Origin of the sequence: Rathayibacter sp. AY1E6, from assembly GCF_002931115.1 — a bacterium.
Taxonomy (GTDB): Bacteria; Actinomycetota; Actinomycetes; order Actinomycetales; family Microbacteriaceae; genus Rathayibacter.
On record NZ_PSVK01000014.1, the window covers coordinates 24,062 to 41,112 of the forward strand.

Genomic DNA, 17,051 nt, shown 5'->3' on the forward strand with positions numbered 1-17,051 from the left:
CGGGGGACGGTATCCGCTCGGACCCCGGTGCGGGGAATCGGGCGGAAGACACGCCGGACCCCCATTGACAGTCCCGCGGACGGGACGTAGCACTGCCGGGCGTGCTGGGCGCCACGTTAGCCGACGCATGTAGCGAGAGTCGATGTTCCGTCGCGGATCTCCCGTCGGCCGGGGCCGGCCCGGGAGCGAGCGCGGGCACCTCCGGCTGCCGGCCGCGCCGCTCAGGATCCCGTCACGGCCCGGCCGGCGCGTCCCACCCCTCCTGCGGAGTCGCGCAGGTGCCGCGGAAGACGTACTGCGACGGAAGCTTCCGCTGGTGCGAGGACCAGTCGATCGCCGGCCGACGCTGATCCGGAGGCAGGTAGCCGAGCCGGTACACCGCCATCAGCTCCAGCTCGTCGGGCACGGCGAGCAGCGACTCGATCCGCGCCCACGCTCCCGGCACCTCCATCGGGAACGACACGAACTGGATCCCCATCCCCAGCTCGACCGTGCTCAGCCAGACGTTCTCCATCGCGGCGCCCATGCTGAACACCGAGTAGAAGGAGGAGAGCTCGCCCGGCCGGTACTCGGAGCGGTCGAGCATCACCCCGAGCAGCAGCGGCGATCCCGCGACGAGCCGGCGGTTCTCCTCGCCGAGCGTCTGCGGGACGCGGAGGGAGTTCATCAGGAACTGCCCGCGCTTCGTGAAGACCTGCTTCGTGAAGGGGCGGAGCGGAGCCGGCAGCTTGTCGAACAGCATCCCGTCGCGCCGCTGCTCCATCTCCTCGCTGCTGAAGCGGAAGTAGGGCTTGTAGCGCTCGAAGAACGTGCCGTTCGACATCGCGGTGGTCATGCTCTCGCCGCTGATCGCGGCGATCCGGTCGATCGTCTCGCGCTCCTCGACGAGCACGAACCGCCACGGCTGGCTGTTGAGCTGCGAGGGCGCCCGGCCGGCCACCTCCATCAGGAGCCGCTGGTGCTCCTCGGAGACGGGGTCGGGCAGGAACGCGCCGTTGGTGGTCTTCCGGCGCCGGACGACATCGAGGAACTCCATGCCTCGATCCTGCCCCGATCGATCGCGCAGAGGGGGGAGCGGCGGCGGCCCGGGGCGCGCGCGGTAGCATCGAGGGTCCTGTGCAGGCTCGAGGGAAGCGGTGGAACGGTGAAGACGAGGGTCATCTTCTACCTCCTCGGAGGTGTGTTCGTGCTCGGCGCGGGCATCAACTCGGTCGTGGGCAGCGGCTTCTCGGTGCCGAACCTGCTGACGATGCTCTGCGGCGCGCTGATCCTCGCGATCGCCGGCTGGCAGGCGCTGCGCTCGTACCGCTCCGACCCCGACCGCGACGTCGAGCCCCCGCGCTAGAAGCCGGGGCGCGTCAGCGCAGGGCCGACCCGGCCCTCAGACGCTGGAGCACGCCTCGGTGCCGCGCCGGCCGCCGCGTCCGCCCGAGAGCGGCGAGCACGAACGGAGCCGCCGCCAGCGCGATCGCCGGGTGCCGGCGTCCGTGCGTCCCCGCGAAGGGGATCACCGCCAGCGGGACGGCGGCGGGAGCCAGCGCGGACGCGGCGCGGGGGTCCGACCGCCGCAGCGTCGCCCAGGCCAGAGCGGTGAGCGTCGACGTGCAGATGTAGAGCGCGTGATGGATCCAGTGCCAGCGGCCCGTGCGGAGAGCGCCGGTGGCGACGGCGGTGCCGAGGGCGCAGTTGGCGGAGTAGCTGACAGCGGCGGCGCGCAGCCAGAGCGGACCGGAAGCGCTCACCCTCCGCCGCGTCCTCACACCTCGCCCCGCGCGAGCAGCAGCCGGTAGGGCGCCGCGCGCTCGACCCGCCACCCCTCGGGCGCCACAGCCCGCAGCTCGGCGGCGGTGAAGCTGCGCCGCACCGACAGCGACCCGTCGTAGTGGAGGAACGAGCCGGCCGCGATCGGTCGCGTGGCCAGCAGGTAGGCCGTGTAGGCCAGCCGCGAGCGCTCGATGTCGTTGTGCAGTGCGCGCGGGGCCAGGCGCTCGCTGTCGGCGAGCAGGTCGGCGAGTGAGTCCGGCGACAGGTGGTGCAGCACGTGGTTGGAGGTCACCAGGTCGAAGTGCTCGCCCTCGGCGACCAGGTCGGCGCTGCTCGCGCGGCGGAACTCGACTCCGGGCGGCGCGGGCGTCGACGTGGCGAAGGCGGAGGCGCGCTCGTCCGGATCGACGGCGGTGATCGCCAGGCGGAGGCCGTCCTCGCGGGCCCAGCCGGCGAGGGAGCGGGCGACGTCGCCGCCTCCGGAGCCGATGTCGAGCAGGCGGAACGGCTCGTCGGGCCGCAGCAGCGGACGCAGGCGCGAGCGGTAGAGGCCACGCCACCCCGAGACCAGCCGGTTCACGGTGCCGAAGCGGGCGTAGGTGGCGTCGAGCAGGGTGCGGTCGCAGTCCGGGTCGTCCATCAGCTCCTGCTCGGAGACCTCGCGGTGGCGCAGGTCCGGCGCGAGAGGGGCTCGCGGAGTCACTCCCCGCCCCGCTTGGTGAGCAGCGCGAGCTCGACGGTGAGGCCGGGGCCGAACGCCATCGCGCCGATCCGCTCGCCGTCGGCCGCCTCGCCGTGCAGCAGGCGCCGCAGGATGAAGAGGACGGTCGCGCTCGACATGTTGCCGTTGGTCCGCAGCACCTCGCGCGACGGGGCCAGCTGCTCGTCGCTGAGGGCGAGCGAGGCCTGCACCTTGTCGAGGATGCTGCGGCCGCCGGGGTGGATCGCCCAGCGCTGCACGTCGCTCCGCTCGACCTCGGCGCCGGCCAGCAGCGGGGCGACGGCCGCCTCGATGTTCGCTCCGATGATCGAGGGCACGTAGGTGCTCAGCCGCATCGAGAAGCCGTGGTCGCCGATCGTCCACGCCATCTCGGTCTCGCCCTCGTCGGTGAGCGTCGTGGCGAGCGCGTCGAGCTCGAGCACCGAGGTGCCGGGCGCGGCCTCGCGGGCGGTGACGACGGCCGCCGCACCGCCGTCGGCGAAGACGGAGGTCGCGACGATCTGCTCCGGGTCGTTGGAGCTCGTGAGGTGGATGGTGCACAGCTCGACCGCGACGACGAGGACGACCGCCTCCGGGTCGGCCTCGCAGAACTGGCGGGCGGCGCGCAGGCCGGGGAAGGCGCCGTAGCAGCCCATGAAGCCGAGGTGGAAGCGCTGCGTCGAGGGCGCGAGGCCGAGGCGGCGGACCAGCTGGTAGTCGGGCCCCGGGGCGTAGAAGCCGGTGCAGGAGACCGTCACCACGTGGGTGACGTCCTCGGGGGTCATCGACGCGGACGAGAGGGCGCGGCGGGCCGCCTCCGTGAAGAGCTCGGGAGCGCGCTCGGTGTAGACGGCGTTGCGCGCGGCCGTCCCCGGGTCGAGCACCAGGCCGCTCCCCGCGTCGTAGAAGACGCTCGCACCCTCCCGCTCGACCCGGTCGAGCTCGTCGACCACCGTGCTGCGGGTGTCGATCCCGGACGCGTCGAAGGCCGCGCCGATCAGGCGGGACCCGAGCCGGGTCATCGCGGGCTGGGACGCGAAGAGGTCGCGCACCTCGGACTGGCGCAGGACCGTGGTCGGCACCGCCGTCTCGATGCTGCGGATGTGGACACTCACCCGCAGGAACCTATCGCGGAATCCTGCGGGTGAGCGGTGCCCTGGAGCGTGATCAGAGGATCGGCTTCCCGCCGGTGACGGCGATCGTCGACCCGCTGATGTAGCTCGCCTCGTCGGAGGCGAGGAGGACGTAGGCGGGGGCCACCTCGGCCGGCTGCCCGGGGCGGCCCAGCGGGACCTGCTCGCCGAACTCGGCGACGGCCTCCTCCGGCATGGTCGAGGGGATCAGCGGCGTCCAGATCGGGCCGGGCGCGACCGAGTTGGCGCGGATGCCCTTCTCGCCGAGCGCCTGCGCGAACGAGGCGGTGAGGCTGAGGATCGCCGACTTCGTGGCGGCGTAGGGAAGCAGCTGGTACGACGGCTGGTCGGACTGCACCGAGCTCGTCGCGATGATCGACGCGCCCTCCTTCAGGTGGGGCAGCGCCGACTTCACGAGGTGGAAGTAGGCGCTGATGTTCGTCGCGATCGTGCGGTCCCACTCCTCGTCCGGGATGTCGGTGACGCTCTCGCGGCTCATCTGGAAGGCGGCGTTGCTGACGAGCACCTCGAGGTGGCCGAAGCGCTCGACGGTCTCGATGACGACGGCGCGGCAGTGCGCCGGGTCCTGCAGGTCGCCGGGGAGGAGCAGCGCCTCGCGGCCGGCCTCCCGGACCCACTTGGCGGTGTCCTCGGCGTCGTCGTGCTCGTCGAGGTACGAGATCGCGACGTCGGCGCCCTCGCGCGCGAACGCGATCGCGACGGCCTTGCCGATGCCGCTGTCGCCGCCCGTGATGAGGGCGACCTTGCCGCTGAGGCGGCCGGTGCCGCGGTAGCTGGTCTCGCCGTGGTCGGCCTTCGGCGTCAGCTCGGCCTCGGTGCCGGGCGGTGTCTGCTCGGGGGATTCCGGAGTCATGACTCTCCCTCTCGTGTCGTCGGTCGGTCCCTCCATGCAAGCGGGTGGGAGGGAGGGGGCGCAGGGGGTTGACGCCCGGACCGCTCCGTCGTGTCGTCAAGCCCGCGACACCGAGGGCTCCCTGGGTCTTGACTGAGCGTGTCGCCCTTCTTCGGGGCGCTCGGCCAGGAGGTTCGACATGAGCACGACAGACAGGGATCCGGCTGACGGCGGACTGCCGCGACGGGCAGAGGGCTCGGCGGCGGGCGGCACGGCGCGCATCGACTCCGCGGGGGATACGGGAGCGGCTGCGGCGACGGACCGCTCCGTGACTCCGGACCGCTCCGCGACTCCGGACCGCTCCGCCTCCTCGGACCGCTCCGCGACTCCGGGCCGCTCCGCCTCGACGGACCGCTCCGCCTCGACGGACCGCTCCGCCTCGACGGACCGCTCCGACTCGGCGCACTCGGCCCCCGAGCACCGCGCGCCCGTCGACCCCGACTCCGCCGAGGCGAAGCAGGCCCGTGCGGCTGCGCGCAAGGACATCCACCAGCGCGAGCGCGACCGCTTCGGCGGCTTCAAGATCGGCTGCGCCTTCTTCGGCTGGCTCGCCGCCACCGGACTCGCCGTCCTCCTGACCGCCCTCGTCACCGCGATCGGGGCCGCCGTCATCGGCACCCAGGACGTCACCGGCGACCTCGCGGCCGACCCCGCCGCGTTCGGCTGGGCGGGCGCGATCGCACTGCTGGTCATCCTCCTCGTCGCCTACTACTGCGGCGGCTACGTGGCAGGCCGCATGGCCCGCTTCAGCGGAGCGAAGCAGGGCGTCGGAGTGTGGGCCTGGGCGGTCGTCGTCGCGATCGTCGTGGGCATCGTCTCGGCGATCACCGGCGGCAGCCAGGCGCTCTCCGCGGTGAGCGGCTTCCCGACGATCCCGCTCGACGCCGGCGACGCCACGGCCGCGGCGGTCGTGACGGCGCTCGCCGCCCTGGTCGTCGCGCTGGTCGGCGCCGTGCTCGGCGGTCTCGCCGGCATGCGCTTCCACCGCCGCGTCGACCGCGAGGGCCTCTCCGGCCTCTCCGTCTGACGCTCCCGTCCCTGCTCCCTCCCCGGAAGCTGCCGCTCCGTTACGCCACGCACGCCGTGTCGCGCACCGGAGTGGCAGCTCGCGGAGGGGAGGTAGGGTCCATCGCGTGACGGGGGAGCGAGGGACGCGGCTGGCGGACGAGCTGCGGGAGTGGGACGCGGGCGCGCTCGCGGACCTGCGGGACGAGTACCTGGCGTTCCTCGAGCAGCGCGGCGAGTCGGCGCTCGAGCGCGACGGCGGCCCCGAGCACGTCACGGCGAGCTGCTTCGTGCTCTCGCCGAATCTGGCGCAGGTGCTGCTCTGCTTCCACCGCAAGGGCCGGTTCTGGGTGCAGCTCGGCGGTCACGTCGAGCCCGGTGACGACTCCACGGCCGACGCGGCCCTCCGCGAGGCGCAGGAGGAGAGCGGAGCGGCACGACTGCAGCCGCTCGGCGTCCTGCCCCTCGACCTCGACCGGCACGCGCTCGGCGACGGCTTCGGCCGCTGCTCCCGCCACTGGGACGTGGGCTACGGTGCGATCGCCGATCCGGACGCTCCCGTGACCGTCAGCGACGAGAGCGACGACGTGGCCTGGTGGCCGGTCGACGCGCTGCCCGCCGAGGTGCCGCCGGGGTTCGCCGAGCGGCTGGCCGGGGCGCTCGCCGCGGCGCGTCTCCTCCGCGATGCGGGGTCGCTCGGCGGCTGATCGAGGCCCGCCTCCACCCACTCCGCGTCCCGGCAGCGCGCCTGCGACGAGTCCTCCCCGTGACTCCGGCGCCGTGCGGCACGATGGGGCGATGAGCAGCACCGCTGACCCCGTCGTCGTCCTCGCCGGTGCGAGCGGATTCCTCGGGACGGACCTCGCCCGCCGCTTCACCGCCGACGGCTGGACGGTGCGGAGGATCGGCCGCTCCGGGCCGGACGCGCGCTGGGGCGACACCGTCGGCATCACCCGCGTGCTCGACGGTGCGCGCCTCCTGGTGAACCTGGCCGGCAAGAGCGTCGACTGCCGGTACACCGCGGCGAACCGCGCCGAGATCCTCCGCTCGCGCGTGGCGACCACCGCGGAGCTGCACCGGGCGGTCGCGGCGGCCGCGACTCCTCCGCCGGTCTGGATGAACGCGAGCACGGCCACGATCTACCGGCACGAGGAGGAGCGGGCGAACACCGAGGACGAGGGCGTGCTCGGCGAGGGCTTCTCGGTCGACGTGGCGCGGGCGTGGGAGTCGGAGTTCTTCGCCGGGGAGACGCCCGGCGTGCGGCGCGTGGCGCTGCGGATGTCCATCGTGCTCGGAGACGGTCCGGCGACGGCGATCCTGCTGCGGCTGGCGCGGCTCGGCCTCGGCGGTCCGCAGTTCGACGGGCCGTGGCCCTCGACGCGCGCGCGCCGCGAGGCCGGTGTGCACCACGAGCACCGGCGCACCCGCGGCCGTCAGCACTTCAGCTGGATCCACGTGGAGGACGTCCACCGGTCGATCCGCTTCCTCGAGGAGTCGACCCTCGACGGGCCGGTGAACCTCGCGTCGCCGAATCCGAGCGACAACACCGAGCTCTCCCGGCTGCTCCGCGCCGCCGTCGGCCGCCGGATCGGCGTGCCGGCTCCGCGCTTCGTCCTCGAGCCCGCGACGCTCCTGCTCCGCACCGAGTCCGAGCTCCTGCTCAAGTCCCGCTGGGTCGTGCCCGCCCGCCTCGAGGACGCCGGCTTCACCTTCGCGCACCCCCACCTCGCCGAGGCCCTCCGCACCCTGGCCTGACCCGCCCCCCGCGAGGCGACCGACCTCCGCCGCGAGCCCGCGTCGCGGAGGTCCGAGTCCGAGCGCGGGTCCACTCCACCCCCGGCCACCCTCGAGGCGTCGACCGGAACGCGTGCCGAGCGTCTCGGACGCGCCGATCGCTCCCCGAGACCCGGCCACTCTCCCAGCTGACTGCGCCACGCCGCGCGGGGAGCGGCGTGGCCGACATCACGCTGAGGTCGCGCTACTGCGCGACCTTCGCCGCGATGTCGCTCCGATACAGCCCGCCGTCGAGGTGGATCAGGTCGAGCGCGCGGTACGCCCGCTCCCGCGCTTCGGCGAAGTCGGCGCCGCGCGCGACGACGTTGAGCACGCGGCCGCCGGTGGCGACGAAGCTCCCGTCGACCAGCTGGGTCGCCGCGTGGGCGATGGTGACGCCGGGGACGTCCGCCGCCGCGTCGAGTCCGGTGATGGTCCGTCCGGTGACGGCGTTCTCGGGGTAGCCCTCGCTCGCGAGGACGACGGTGACGGCGACCTCGTCCGTGAACGCGGGCCACGGGACGGAGGCGAGCGCGCCGGTCGCCGCCGCGTGCAGCAGCGCGGACAGCGGGGAGGCGAGGCGGGGGAGGACGACCTGGGTCTCGGGGTCTCCGAAGCGGGCGTTGAACTCGATCACGCGCAGGCCCGCGTCGGTCACGATGAGGCCGCAGTAGAGGAGTCCGACGAAGGGGGTGCGCTCGCGCTCGAGCTGGCGGATGGTCGGGATGGCGACCGTGTCGATCACCTCGTCGACGAAGGCGCGCTCGCTCTCCCAGCGGTCGGCGAGCCAGGGGAGCGGGGAGTAGGCGCCCATGCCGCCGGTGTTCGGCCCCTCGTCGCCGTCGCCCAGGCGCTTGAAGTCCTGCGCGGGGGAGAGAGGGACGACGTCGTGGCCGTCGGAGAGGAGGAAGAGGGAGACCTCCTGGCCGGCGAGGAACTCCTCGATGAGGACGTCGCCGGACTGCAGCCAGAACTCGGCGTGCGCGATCGCCGCGCTGCGCGACTCCGTCACCAGGACGCCCTTGCCCGCGGCGAGGCCGTCGGCCTTGACGACCGAGGGGAGTCCGTACTCGTCGATGGCGCGGGTGGCGTCGACCAGGGTGGAGACGCGGGTCGCGCGGCCGGTGGGCACGCGGGCCATGTCCATCACGCGCTTCGCGAAGGTCTTCGAGCCCTCGAGTGCGGCGGCGGCCCGGTCGGGGCCGAAGGTGGGGATGCGGCGCTTGCGGAGCGCGTCGGCGACTCCGGCGACCAGGGGCGCCTCGGGGCCGATGACGACGAGCTCGATGCCCTGCTCCACCGCGAAGTCGCTGACCAGCCGGGGGCTGTTCGTGTCGAAGTGGATGACCTCGACGTCACGCGCGATGCCGGCGTTGCCGGGCGCCGCGATGATCTCGTGGTGCTCCTCCTCCGCGAGGAGAGCCGTGATGATGGCGTGCTCACGGGCACCCGAACCGAGGACGAGGATCTTCACCCTGACAGGATAGGGCGCCCCGCCCCGGGGCTGGTCCCTGTGACGTCCTCCTCCGCAGGGCGGCGCTGCGGACGCCGACACGCCGGGCGGAGCCGGCGGGAGGCCTCCGGGAGCGAGCGGCGGCGGCAGGATGGATGCATGGCCAAGGGCAGGATCGACGAGGCGAGCGGGCAGTCCGCGGTGCGGGCGGCGCTCGCCGGAGGAGCGGACCGGAACACGACGGCGACGGCGGTGCGGTTCCTCCTGCAGATCATCGAGACGAACGTCCCCGGACGCAGCGTCGAGGTGCGCGTTCCGCCGTTCGGCGCGGCCCAGTGCGTCGAGGGACCGGGCCACACCCGCGGGACTCCGCCGAACGTGATCGAGATGGACGCGGCGACCTGGCTGCCGCTCGCGACCGGCTCCCTGCCGTGGAGCGAGGGTCTCGCGAGCGGGCGGATCCACGCCTCCGGAGTGCGCGCGGACCTCACGCCGTTCCTCCCCATCCTGCGCGTCGGCTGAGCGTCGGCGAGTTAACTTCTCGTAAACGCGGCGGCGAGCCGTCGTCGGATCGTTTGACCTGGGGTCCGCCGTCGGGTTGTCTGGGAATAACCCCCTCACGCGGCACGAATCCTCTCCGGATCCACCGCTCGATGCTTGGAGTCCCCTTCACGATGCGCAGTACTTCCCCGGGCCGACGCGGCCTCACCCGACTCCTCTCCGCGACCGCCGTCGGCGCCGTCGCCGGAGCGGCCCTCCTCGGCGCCACGCCCGCCGTGGCGGCCGAGGGCGATGTCGCCATCGACATCCTCTCGATCAACGACTTCCACGGGCGGCTCGCCGCCGACCGCGCCGTCGCCGGAGCCGCCGTGCTCGCCGGTGCCGTCGACTCCTACCGCGCCGCCAACCCGAACACGCTGTTCGTCTCGGCCGGCGACAACATCGGCGCCTCGACCTTCGTGTCGAAGGTGCAGGGCGACATCCCCACGCTCGACTCGCTCAACGCGATGGGCCTCGACGTCAGCACCCTGGGCAACCACGAGTTCGACCAGGGCCGCGCCGACGTCGACGGCCGCGTCGTGGACGCCTCGGCGTTCCCCTACGTGAACGCGAACCTCTACGACACCGCGACCGGCGAGCGCGCCTACTCCCCGTACGTGATCACCGAGCAGGACGGCGTCTCCGTCGCCTTCATCGGCGCGATCACCGAGGACCTCGGCAAGCTCGTCAGCCCCGCCACGATCTCGACGCTCTCCATCGAGCCGATCGCCGAGAACGTCAACGAGGTCGCCGCGCAGCTCCAGGACGGCGACGCGGCCAACGACGAGGCCGACGTGGTCGTCCTGCTCCTGCACGAGGGAGCCGACGCCGACGCGGCCGAGCTGAACACTCCGGAGGCGGACCCCAAGTTCGGCGCGATCGTCAACGCGGTCGCCCCGAACGTCGACGCGATCGTCTCGGGCCACAGCCACCAGGAGTACGACGCGGGCATCGACGCGGGCCGGGCCTTCCCGACCGTCGTGTCGCAGACCGGCAGCTACGCCGAGAACATCGGCCGCATGTCCCTGACCGTCGACCCGGCGACCAAGCAGCTCACGTCGCTCACCAGCGAGGTCGTGCCGCTGACGAAGGTCGTCGACGACCCGACCTCCGACGACCCGGCCAAGACGATCGTCGTCGGCGCCTTCGAGCCCGACCCCGAGGTCGAGACCATCGTCGCCGACGCCCAGGCCGTCGCCGTCCGCGAGGGCAGCGTGAAGGTCGGCACCATCACCGAGGACATCTCGCGCGCCTACCGCCCGGACGGCACCACGACCAACCGCGGCTCGGAGTCGACCCTCGGCAACCTCGTCTCGGACGCCCAGCTGTGGGCCACCCGTGAGCTCGGCACGCAGATCGCCTTCTCGAACGCGGGCGGCCTGCGCGACGACCTCTCCTACACCGCGACTCCGGACCAGCCCGGCGACGCGGACGGCGTGGTCACCTACGCCGAGGCCTCCGACGCCCAGCCCTTCGCGAACACCCTGGTGACCCTGCAGCTGACCGGCGAGCAGATCTCCGACCTGCTCGAGGAGCAGTGGGTGGGCAGCTCCAGCCACCCGCAGCTGAACCTCTCCACCTCGAAGGACCTCACCTACGTCTTCGACGCCACGGCGCCCGAGGGCTCGCGCATCTCGCAGGTGTTCTTCCAGAACGAGCCGATCGACCCGGCCGCGACCTTCACCGTCGTGACCAGCAGCTTCCTCGCGAGCGGCGGCGACGGCTTCAGCACCTTCACCGAGGGCACCGGCACGGCCGACTCCGGCCGCATCGACCTGGACGCCTTCGTCGGCTACATCCAGGACCTCGGCACCGTCAGCCCCGACCCCGTGCAGCGCACGATCGGCCTGACCGACAACGTCCCGGACTCGGGCGAGTACGCGGTCGGCGACACGATGACCGTCGACCTCTCCTCGCTCCTGTTCAGCACCGGAGCCGCGGCCGACACCACCGTGACCGCGAGCGTCGACGGCACCGTCGTCGGCACCGCGACGATCGACCCGACCCGGGCCGTCACCGACGACTCGACCGGTCGCGCCTCGTTCTCGGTCCCGATCGACGAGAGTCTGGCGGGCGGCGCGCACACCGCGACGTTCGTGCTCGACACCACCGGCACCGAGATCAGCGTCGGCTTCGCCGTCGCGGCCGGCGCCGGAGCGGGCACCCCGACTCCCGGACCGACCACGGAGCCGACGCCCGCGCCGACCACGCCGCCCACCACGGGCCCCGCGCCGACGCCGACCACTGCTCCGGTCGCCGGCTCGCACCACCTCGCCGAGACCGGAGTGGACGCGACCCCCGCGTTCGCCGCCGGGATCGCCGCTCTGCTGCTCGGTCTGGGCATGACGGTCGCGCGCCTGCGCCGCCGCACCGCCGCGAAGTAGCCGCACCGCGCGCACGACGGGCCCTCGACTCCGGTCGGGGGCCCGTCGTCGTGTGCGGGCGAGCCGATGGTCGACCCGCGGGAGCCGTGGCGGGGGGCGCTCCCCGAGGAGCGGCAGCAGCCCCCGGAGACGCGAGAACGCCGCCTCCCGGTCGGGAGGCGGCGTCGGAACGCGATGAGGTGCTGTCGCGGAGCGGCGGGGCTCAGTGCTGCGCGGGGACCTGACGGTAGCCGTCGCGGCTGGCGACGAGCACCGTCGACACCGTGCCCCACGCGGCGAGGCCACTGAGGACGACGAGGATTGCGATGCTCATGAGTGTTCTGCCTTTCGTTGCGGCGGCTTCTGATCGATCCGCCGGGATGCTGTGTACAACGTCCAGTGTCCGGCCGCGTGTTCCGTAGGACAATCGAACTGTTCTTGCCCTGACGTGTAGTTTCTCTACATGGACGTGCGACGGCTGGAACTTCTCCGCGAGCTCTCGATGCGCCGCTCGATCACGGCCGTGGCGGAGGCGACGCACCGCACGCCCTCCGCGGTCTCGCAGCAGCTCAAGGTGCTCGAGCGCGAGGCCGGCGTGCCGCTGATCGAGCGCTCCGGCCGCGGCGTGGTGCTCACGGCGGCGGGACGCGAGCTCGCCCGGAGCGCCACCGAGATCGCGATCGCGCTCGAGCGGGCCGACGCCGTCTGGCAGACGTTCAAGAACAACCCGATCGGCGAGGTCACCATCGCGACCTTCCCCACTGCGGGCCAGATGCTCCTCCCGAACGCGCTGGTGGCGCTCCGGAGCGTCGAGGGGCTCGTCGTGCAGTGCGAGGACGCGGACCCCGGCACCGACGAGTTCGCCGACCTGACCGCCGACTTCGACATCGTGCTCGCCCACTCGCCCACCGGCAGAAGCGCCTGGGCCGGCCGCGGACTCGCGATGGCGGAGCTGATGATCGAGCCCCTCGACATCGGCCTGCCGGCCGGGCACCGCCTCGCGGACCGGGCGACGGTGTCGGCGGCGGATCTGGTCGGCGAGACCTGGATCGGCGTCCCGGACGGGTTCCCGTTCGAGCGCGTGATGCAGGACATCGAGACCGCGTCCGGCGAGGCGGTGCGGGTGGAGCAGCGCTTCGCGTCGACCCGCGTGACGGAGGCGTTCGTCGCGGCGGGCCTGGGCATCGCGGTGCTCCCGCGCTACACGGCGGGCGGCGCGGGAGTGGTGGTGAAGCCGCTCCGCGGGGTGAACTCCGTGCGGCACATCGTCGCGCTGATGCGGCCGGACCGGGCGGAGCGGCTCTCGGTCCGCACCGTCGTCCGCGAGCTGCGCGCGCAGGCGGGCCGGCTCGTGCACGCGCTCTGAGCGATCACGGTGCCGTGCCCTCGCCCGCGCGGGGGAGAATGGAGGCATGAGCGATCCCGCCCGCCCCGAGGTCACCCGCGAAGAGGTCGACGTCCGCCGCTCCCCGCGCGTCTGGCGCATCCTGACCCTCGGCGTCGGGCTCGGAGCGATCGCGGCCTTCGTGCTGACCTTCGCGCTGCCCGAGACGCAGGGCTTCTCCCGCGGGCAGGTCTTCGGCTTCAGCCTGCTGCTCTTCGTGACGCTGTTCGGCGCTCTCGCGGGGCTCGTCGTGGTGCTGCTCGACCGGGTCGTCGGCCGGAAGGTCGTCCGGACCACCGCCGAGCGGATCGTCGAGCGCGAGGACGCGGCCGAGGAGCCCGTGGCCGAAGAGGCCCTGCCCGACGTGCGGACGACGTCCGACGAGGACGACCCGCAGACGGGGTCCGACCGGGTCTAGCCGGCGGAGGCGGGCCGCCCTGCGGCCGCTGCACTTCGCCCTGCGCTGAAGGTCCCGCCCGCGGCTCGCGCTCGCGGACGGGACCGCGGCGTCAGCGTCCCCGGCGCGACGAGGAGCGGCGGCTGCTGCTCGCGCTGGACGTCGGGCGCTTGGCGGCGGCGCGCTTGGCCTTCTGCGACTTCGAGATCTTCTTGGCCACGAAGGTGAGCAGGAACGGAAGGATTCGGTAGATCACGGGGGACTCCTCGGGTGCATGCGCGCGGGGCCGCGCACCCTCCGATCATGGAGCGGCGCACGGATCCGCGGCACCCGTTGCGCCGCGCCCGGCGCTGTGCAGAGCTCAGCTCAGCTGCGTGCGCTCCACCCAGTCGAGGTACTCCGGGGTGACGGTGCCCGTGACGTACTCGCCGGTGAAGCAGCTGGTCTCGAGGTCGGTGACGTCCGAGCCCTCGAGGATCGCCGCCTTCATGTCGGCGACCTCCTGGTAGATCAGCTGGTCGGCGCCGATCGCCTCCGAGATCTCGGGGATGCGGCGGTTGTGGGCCACGAGCTCCTGGCGCGAGGGCATGTTGATCCCGTACACGTGCGGGTAGCGCACGGGAGGCGCGGCGGATGCGAAGGTGACCGTGTTCGCGCCGGCCGCGCGGGCCATGTCGACGATCTCCTTGGAGGTGGTGCCGCGGACGATCGAGTCGTCGACGATCAGGACGTTCTTGCCCTTGAACTCGCTCGACATCGCGTTGAGCTTCTGCCGCACCGACTTCTTGCGGACCGCCTGCCCGGGCATGATGAACGTCCGGCCGACGTAGCGGTTCTTGTAGAAGCCCTCGCGGTACTCGATCCCGAGCTTCTGCGCGACCTGCATCGCGGCGGGGCGGGAGGAGTCGGGGATCGGCATGACGACGTCGATCGCTCCGCCCGGGGTGTACTGCGCGATGGTGTCGGCGAGGCGGTCGCCCAGGCGCAGGCGCGCCTCGTAGACCGAGATGCCCGACATCACGGAGTCGGGGCGGGCGAGGTAGACGTACTCGAACGAGCACGGGATGAGTCGCGGATCCTTCGCGCACTGGCGGCTGGCCATCCGGCCGTCGGGGGTGATGAAGACCGCCTCGCCGGGAGCGACGTCGCGGACGATCTCGAAGCCCTGCGCCTCGAGCACGAGCGACTCGGAGGCGACGACCCAGTCGTCCGGCGCGCCCGTGTTGCTGCGGCGGCCGACGATGAGCGGGCGGATGCCGAAGGGGTCGCGGAACGCCAGCAGCCCGACGCCGGCGATCAGCGCGATCGTGGCGTAGGAGCCCTCGACGCGCTCGTGCACGCGGGCGACGGCGTCGAACACCTCGTCGGCGTCGAGGTCGCGGCCCGACATCGAGGCCTGCAGCTCGTTCGCCAGCACGTTGACCAGCAGCTCCGTGTCGGAGGTGGTGTTGAGGTGGCGGCGGTCGATGCGGAAGAGCTCCTCGGTGAGCTCGCGCGTGTTCGTGAGGTTGCCGTTGTGGACGAGGATGATGCCGTACGGCGCGTTCACGTAGAACGGCTGGGCCTCCTCCTCGCGCTCGGCGTTGCCCTTCGTCGCGTAGCGCACGTGGCCGAGGCCCATGGATCCGAGCAGCGAGCGCATGTCGCGGGTGCGGAAGGCCTCGCGGACCTGTCCCGCGGCCTTCTTGATGTGCAGGGTGCTGCCGTCGGCGGTCGCGATGCCGGTCGAGTCCTGGCCGCGGTGCTGCAGGAGGGAGAGGCTGTCGTAGATGGACTGGTTGACCGGTCCGGAGGACACGATCCCAACGATTCCGCACATGCCGGAGGGGCTCCCAAGGGGATAGCAGGGGGGTTTGACGGTCCATCCTGGCACGCGGGGGACTCATCCCCTAATGGTTCGCCGTGGGCGGATCCGTGGTCGTGGGGGTACTCAGGGCGGCGTCGACCGGCGGATCGGCCGGGCGGTCGGTCGGGGAGCCGCGCGGCCGCTCAGCTGCTCGGAGCCGTCCAGGCGCCGGCGAGGCTGCGGTCCAGGACGCGGCGCCAGCCCTGCGGAGCCGCGGACTCGCGGCTGGTCGTGCCCGCCATCCAGAGCAGGGCCATCAGGTCGTCGTGGGTGAAGTCGGGGGAGAGGGATCCGTCGCGGTGGGCGGCCTCGACGAGATCCCGGCCGAGCTCGATCGAGCGGTCGCAGGCGTCGATGCGGGCGACTGCGTCGGGGGCCTGCGGAACTGGGTCCTCAACCTCCACTCCGCGCTCGAGCCCCGGGGCGTCTACGCCGCCCACGTGGCGATCACCGCGCTCATCGACGGCGGCCACCCGGACGCGGCGGCCGAGGTCATCGCCCGGTCCTACCTCGACCTCCACCGCAGCCGCGACCGCGCCGAGCTGCACTACGTGGCCTGGGACGCGTGACCGCGGGCGCGGAGCGGGAGCCGCCGGTGCGGCGGATCCGGATCCGCGCCGCGGCGGGAGAGGGCAGTCGGTAGGGTCGTCGCGTGAGTGATGAGACGAGCAGCTACGCCCGCGCAGGAGTCGACACGGCGGCGGGGGACCTCGCCGTCGAGCTGATGAAGTCGGCGGTGTCGGCGACGCACGACAGCCGGGTCCTCGGCGGGGTCGGCGGCTTCGCGGGCCTCTACGACGTCTCCTTCCTCCGCGACTTCCGAGCCCCCCTCCTCGCGACCTCGACCGACGGCGTCGGCACCAAGGTCGCGCTCGCCCAGGCGATCGACAAGCACGACACCATCGGGCAGGACCTCGTCGGCATGGTCGTCGACGACATCGTCGTGGTCGGCGCCCGCCCCTTCTTCATGACCGACTACATCGCGTGCGGCAAGGTCGTCCCGGCCCGCATCGCCGACATCGTCGCCGGCATCGCGCGCGCCTGCTCCGAGACGGGCACCGCGCTCGTCGGCGGCGAGACGGCCGAGCACCCGGGCCTGCTCGGACCCGACGACTACGACGTGGCGGGCGCGGCGGTCGGCGCGATCGAGGCCGACCAGGTGCGCGGCGCCGACCGCGTGCGCGACGGCGACGTCGTGGTGGCGATGGCCTCCTCCGGACTGCACTCGAACGGCTACTCGCTCGTGCGCCACATCCTCGCCGAGCGCGGCATCGGCTTCACCGACCGCTCCGAGGAGCTGGGCGGCGTGGTCGGCGAGGTGCTGCTGGAGCCGACCCGCCTCTACACCCGGCCCCTCCTCGACCTGCTCGACGACGCCGAGCTCGGCCCGGCCGTCCACTCCATCAGCCACGTCACCGGCGGCGGGATCGCGGCGAACCTCGCCCGGGTGCTGCCGCGCGGCTCCTGGGTCGAGGTCGAGCGGGCGAGCTGGAGCCCGTCCGACGTGTTCCGCGCGCTCGCCGCGATGTCCGGCGCGACGCTCGAGAGCACCGAGGGCACCTGGAACCTCGGCATCGGCATGTTCGCCGTGGTCGCGGCGGAGGCGGCCGACGGCGTGATCGCGCGCCTCGAGCGCTCGGGCGTCCCGTCGTGGGTCGCGGGCCGCGTCTCGACCGCCGCGCGCGGGTTCGAGGGCTTCGAGCAGGGCGCGAAGGGCGTCGACGGCGGAGCGGTCCGCCTGGTCGGGTCCTACGCGGGCTGATCCCCGGAGGCGCCGCGG

18 protein-coding genes are annotated in these 17,051 nt (G+C 73.1%); 10 read left to right on the plus strand and 8 right to left on the minus strand.

All coding sequences use genetic code 11. The features are described 5' to 3' along the window. Positions 1-232: 232 nt before the first annotated feature. Positions 233-1,036 (minus strand): nitroreductase family protein, encoded by an 804-nt coding sequence (locus C5C46_RS11765; RefSeq protein WP_104226806.1) that lies wholly within the window; start codon positions 1,034-1,036, stop codon positions 233-235. A gap of 108 nt (positions 1,037-1,144) precedes the next feature. On the opposite strand from C5C46_RS11765, the gene C5C46_RS11770 reads away from it, so the two are divergent. Continuing rightward, positions 1,145-1,345: a hypothetical protein gene (locus tag C5C46_RS11770; protein ID WP_104223776.1), complete on the plus strand. Its 201-nt coding sequence runs from the start codon at positions 1,145-1,147 to the stop codon at positions 1,343-1,345. A 13-nt stretch (positions 1,346-1,358) separates the two neighbouring features. Here the strand turns inward: C5C46_RS11770 and C5C46_RS11775 are convergent, their stop codons facing one another. From C5C46_RS11775 to C5C46_RS11790, 4 genes are read right to left on the minus strand one after another with little or no spacing between them, the layout of a single operon-like run. Beyond that, positions 1,359-1,742 (minus strand): hypothetical protein, encoded by a 384-nt coding sequence (locus C5C46_RS11775; RefSeq protein WP_104226807.1) that lies wholly within the window; start codon positions 1,740-1,742, stop codon positions 1,359-1,361. A 14-nt stretch (positions 1,743-1,756) separates the two neighbouring features. Continuing rightward, positions 1,757-2,467 carry a class I SAM-dependent methyltransferase gene (locus C5C46_RS11780; protein WP_258059460.1) on the minus strand — a complete coding sequence of 237 codons (711 nt, stop codon included), beginning with the start codon at positions 2,465-2,467 and terminating at the stop codon, positions 1,757-1,759. Beyond that, on the minus strand, positions 2,464-3,579 hold the full coding sequence (locus C5C46_RS11785) for a type III polyketide synthase (RefSeq protein ID WP_104226808.1): 1,116 nt from the start codon (positions 3,577-3,579) through the stop codon (positions 2,464-2,466). Before C5C46_RS11785 ends, C5C46_RS11780 begins: the two co-directional genes overlap by 4 nt. A 52-nt stretch (positions 3,580-3,631) precedes the next feature. Then, positions 3,632-4,471, minus strand: a complete 840-nt coding sequence (locus tag C5C46_RS11790; protein ID WP_104226809.1) for an SDR family oxidoreductase — start codon at positions 4,469-4,471, stop codon at positions 3,632-3,634. Between the two features lie 178 nt (positions 4,472-4,649). On the opposite strand from C5C46_RS11790, the gene C5C46_RS16970 reads away from it, so the two are divergent. The 3 genes from C5C46_RS16970 to C5C46_RS11805 all read left to right on the plus strand — a co-directional run bounded on the left by C5C46_RS16970 (position 4,650) and on the right by C5C46_RS11805 (position 7,270). After that, positions 4,650-5,537 carry a hypothetical protein gene (locus C5C46_RS16970; protein WP_219812298.1) on the plus strand — a complete coding sequence of 296 codons (888 nt, stop codon included), beginning with the start codon at positions 4,650-4,652 and terminating at the stop codon, positions 5,535-5,537. A gap of 106 nt (positions 5,538-5,643) precedes the next feature. Further along, positions 5,644-6,222 carry an NUDIX hydrolase gene (locus C5C46_RS11800; RefSeq protein ID WP_258059461.1) on the plus strand — a complete coding sequence of 193 codons (579 nt, stop codon included), beginning with the start codon at positions 5,644-5,646 and terminating at the stop codon, positions 6,220-6,222. 91 nt (positions 6,223-6,313) lie between these two features. Continuing rightward, positions 6,314-7,270, plus strand: coding sequence for an epimerase (locus C5C46_RS11805; RefSeq protein ID WP_104226810.1), 957 nt, complete (start codon positions 6,314-6,316; stop codon positions 7,268-7,270). A gap of 223 nt (positions 7,271-7,493) precedes the next feature. Here C5C46_RS11805 and purD read toward each other — a convergent pair whose 3' ends face one another. Continuing rightward, a complete protein-coding gene (gene purD, locus C5C46_RS11810; RefSeq protein ID WP_104226811.1) occupies positions 7,494-8,762 on the minus strand; it encodes a phosphoribosylamine--glycine ligase in 1,269 nt (422 codons plus the stop codon). A gap of 138 nt (positions 8,763-8,900) precedes the next feature. Here purD and C5C46_RS11815 point away from each other — a divergent pair, with 138 nt between their 5' ends. The 4 genes from C5C46_RS11815 (at position 8,901) to C5C46_RS11830 (ending at position 13,446) form a co-directional block, all read left to right on the plus strand. Further along, positions 8,901-9,263 carry a sterol carrier family protein gene (locus tag C5C46_RS11815; RefSeq protein ID WP_104223770.1) on the plus strand — a complete coding sequence of 121 codons (363 nt, stop codon included), beginning with the start codon at positions 8,901-8,903 and terminating at the stop codon, positions 9,261-9,263. A 152-nt stretch (positions 9,264-9,415) separates the two neighbouring features. Next, complete coding sequence (locus C5C46_RS11820) at positions 9,416-11,665, plus strand: bifunctional UDP-sugar hydrolase/5'-nucleotidase (protein WP_181136517.1); 2,250 nt, start codon at positions 9,416-9,418, stop codon at positions 11,663-11,665. A gap of 442 nt (positions 11,666-12,107) precedes the next feature. Beyond that, on the plus strand, positions 12,108-13,010 hold the full coding sequence (locus C5C46_RS11825) for a LysR family transcriptional regulator (RefSeq protein ID WP_104223768.1): 903 nt from the start codon (positions 12,108-12,110) through the stop codon (positions 13,008-13,010). Between the two features lie 46 nt (positions 13,011-13,056). Beyond that, complete coding sequence (locus C5C46_RS11830) at positions 13,057-13,446, plus strand: hypothetical protein (protein ID WP_104226813.1); 390 nt, start codon at positions 13,057-13,059, stop codon at positions 13,444-13,446. Positions 13,447-13,537: 91 nt separating this feature from the next. Here the strand turns inward: C5C46_RS11830 and C5C46_RS16975 are convergent, their stop codons facing one another. Then, on the minus strand, positions 13,538-13,681 hold the full coding sequence (locus C5C46_RS16975) for a hypothetical protein (protein WP_181028791.1): 144 nt from the start codon (positions 13,679-13,681) through the stop codon (positions 13,538-13,540). A gap of 105 nt (positions 13,682-13,786) precedes the next feature. Next, complete coding sequence (gene purF / locus C5C46_RS11835; RefSeq protein ID WP_104223766.1) at positions 13,787-15,244, minus strand: amidophosphoribosyltransferase; 1,458 nt, start codon at positions 15,242-15,244, stop codon at positions 13,787-13,789. Between the two features lie 293 nt (positions 15,245-15,537). Between purF and C5C46_RS11840 the strand changes: the two genes are divergently transcribed. Both C5C46_RS11840 and purM read left to right on the plus strand, forming a co-directional pair. Continuing rightward, positions 15,538-15,840, plus strand: a complete 303-nt coding sequence (locus C5C46_RS11840; protein WP_146078984.1) for a hypothetical protein — start codon at positions 15,538-15,540, stop codon at positions 15,838-15,840. 83 nt (positions 15,841-15,923) lie between these two features. Continuing rightward, positions 15,924-17,033 carry a phosphoribosylformylglycinamidine cyclo-ligase gene (gene purM / locus C5C46_RS11845; RefSeq protein WP_104226815.1) on the plus strand — a complete coding sequence of 370 codons (1,110 nt, stop codon included), beginning with the start codon at positions 15,924-15,926 and terminating at the stop codon, positions 17,031-17,033. The last annotated feature ends 18 nt before the right edge of the window (positions 17,034-17,051 follow it).

Bases quoted from the DNA above. Each gene is read 5' to 3' on its own strand.
- C5C46_RS11765 (WP_104226806.1), bottom strand. From the start codon at position 1,036: ATGGAGTTCCTCGATGTCGTCCGGCGCCGGAAGACCACCAACGGCGCG.
- C5C46_RS11790 (WP_104226809.1), bottom strand. From the start codon at position 4,471: ATGACTCCGGAATCCCCCGAGCAGACACCGCCCGGCACCGAGGCCGAG.
- C5C46_RS16970 (WP_219812298.1), top strand. From the start codon at position 4,650: ATGAGCACGACAGACAGGGATCCGGCTGACGGCGGACTGCCGCGACGG.
- C5C46_RS11805 (WP_104226810.1), top strand. From the start codon at position 6,314: ATGAGCAGCACCGCTGACCCCGTCGTCGTCCTCGCCGGTGCGAGCGGA.
- C5C46_RS11815 (WP_104223770.1), top strand. From the start codon at position 8,901: ATGGCCAAGGGCAGGATCGACGAGGCGAGCGGGCAGTCCGCGGTGCGG.
- C5C46_RS11820 (WP_181136517.1), top strand. From the start codon at position 9,416: ATGCGCAGTACTTCCCCGGGCCGACGCGGCCTCACCCGACTCCTCTCC.
- C5C46_RS11825 (WP_104223768.1), top strand. From the start codon at position 12,108: ATGGACGTGCGACGGCTGGAACTTCTCCGCGAGCTCTCGATGCGCCGC.
- C5C46_RS11830 (WP_104226813.1), top strand. From the start codon at position 13,057: ATGAGCGATCCCGCCCGCCCCGAGGTCACCCGCGAAGAGGTCGACGTC.
- purF (WP_104223766.1), bottom strand. From the start codon at position 15,244: ATGTGCGGAATCGTTGGGATCGTGTCCTCCGGACCGGTCAACCAGTCC.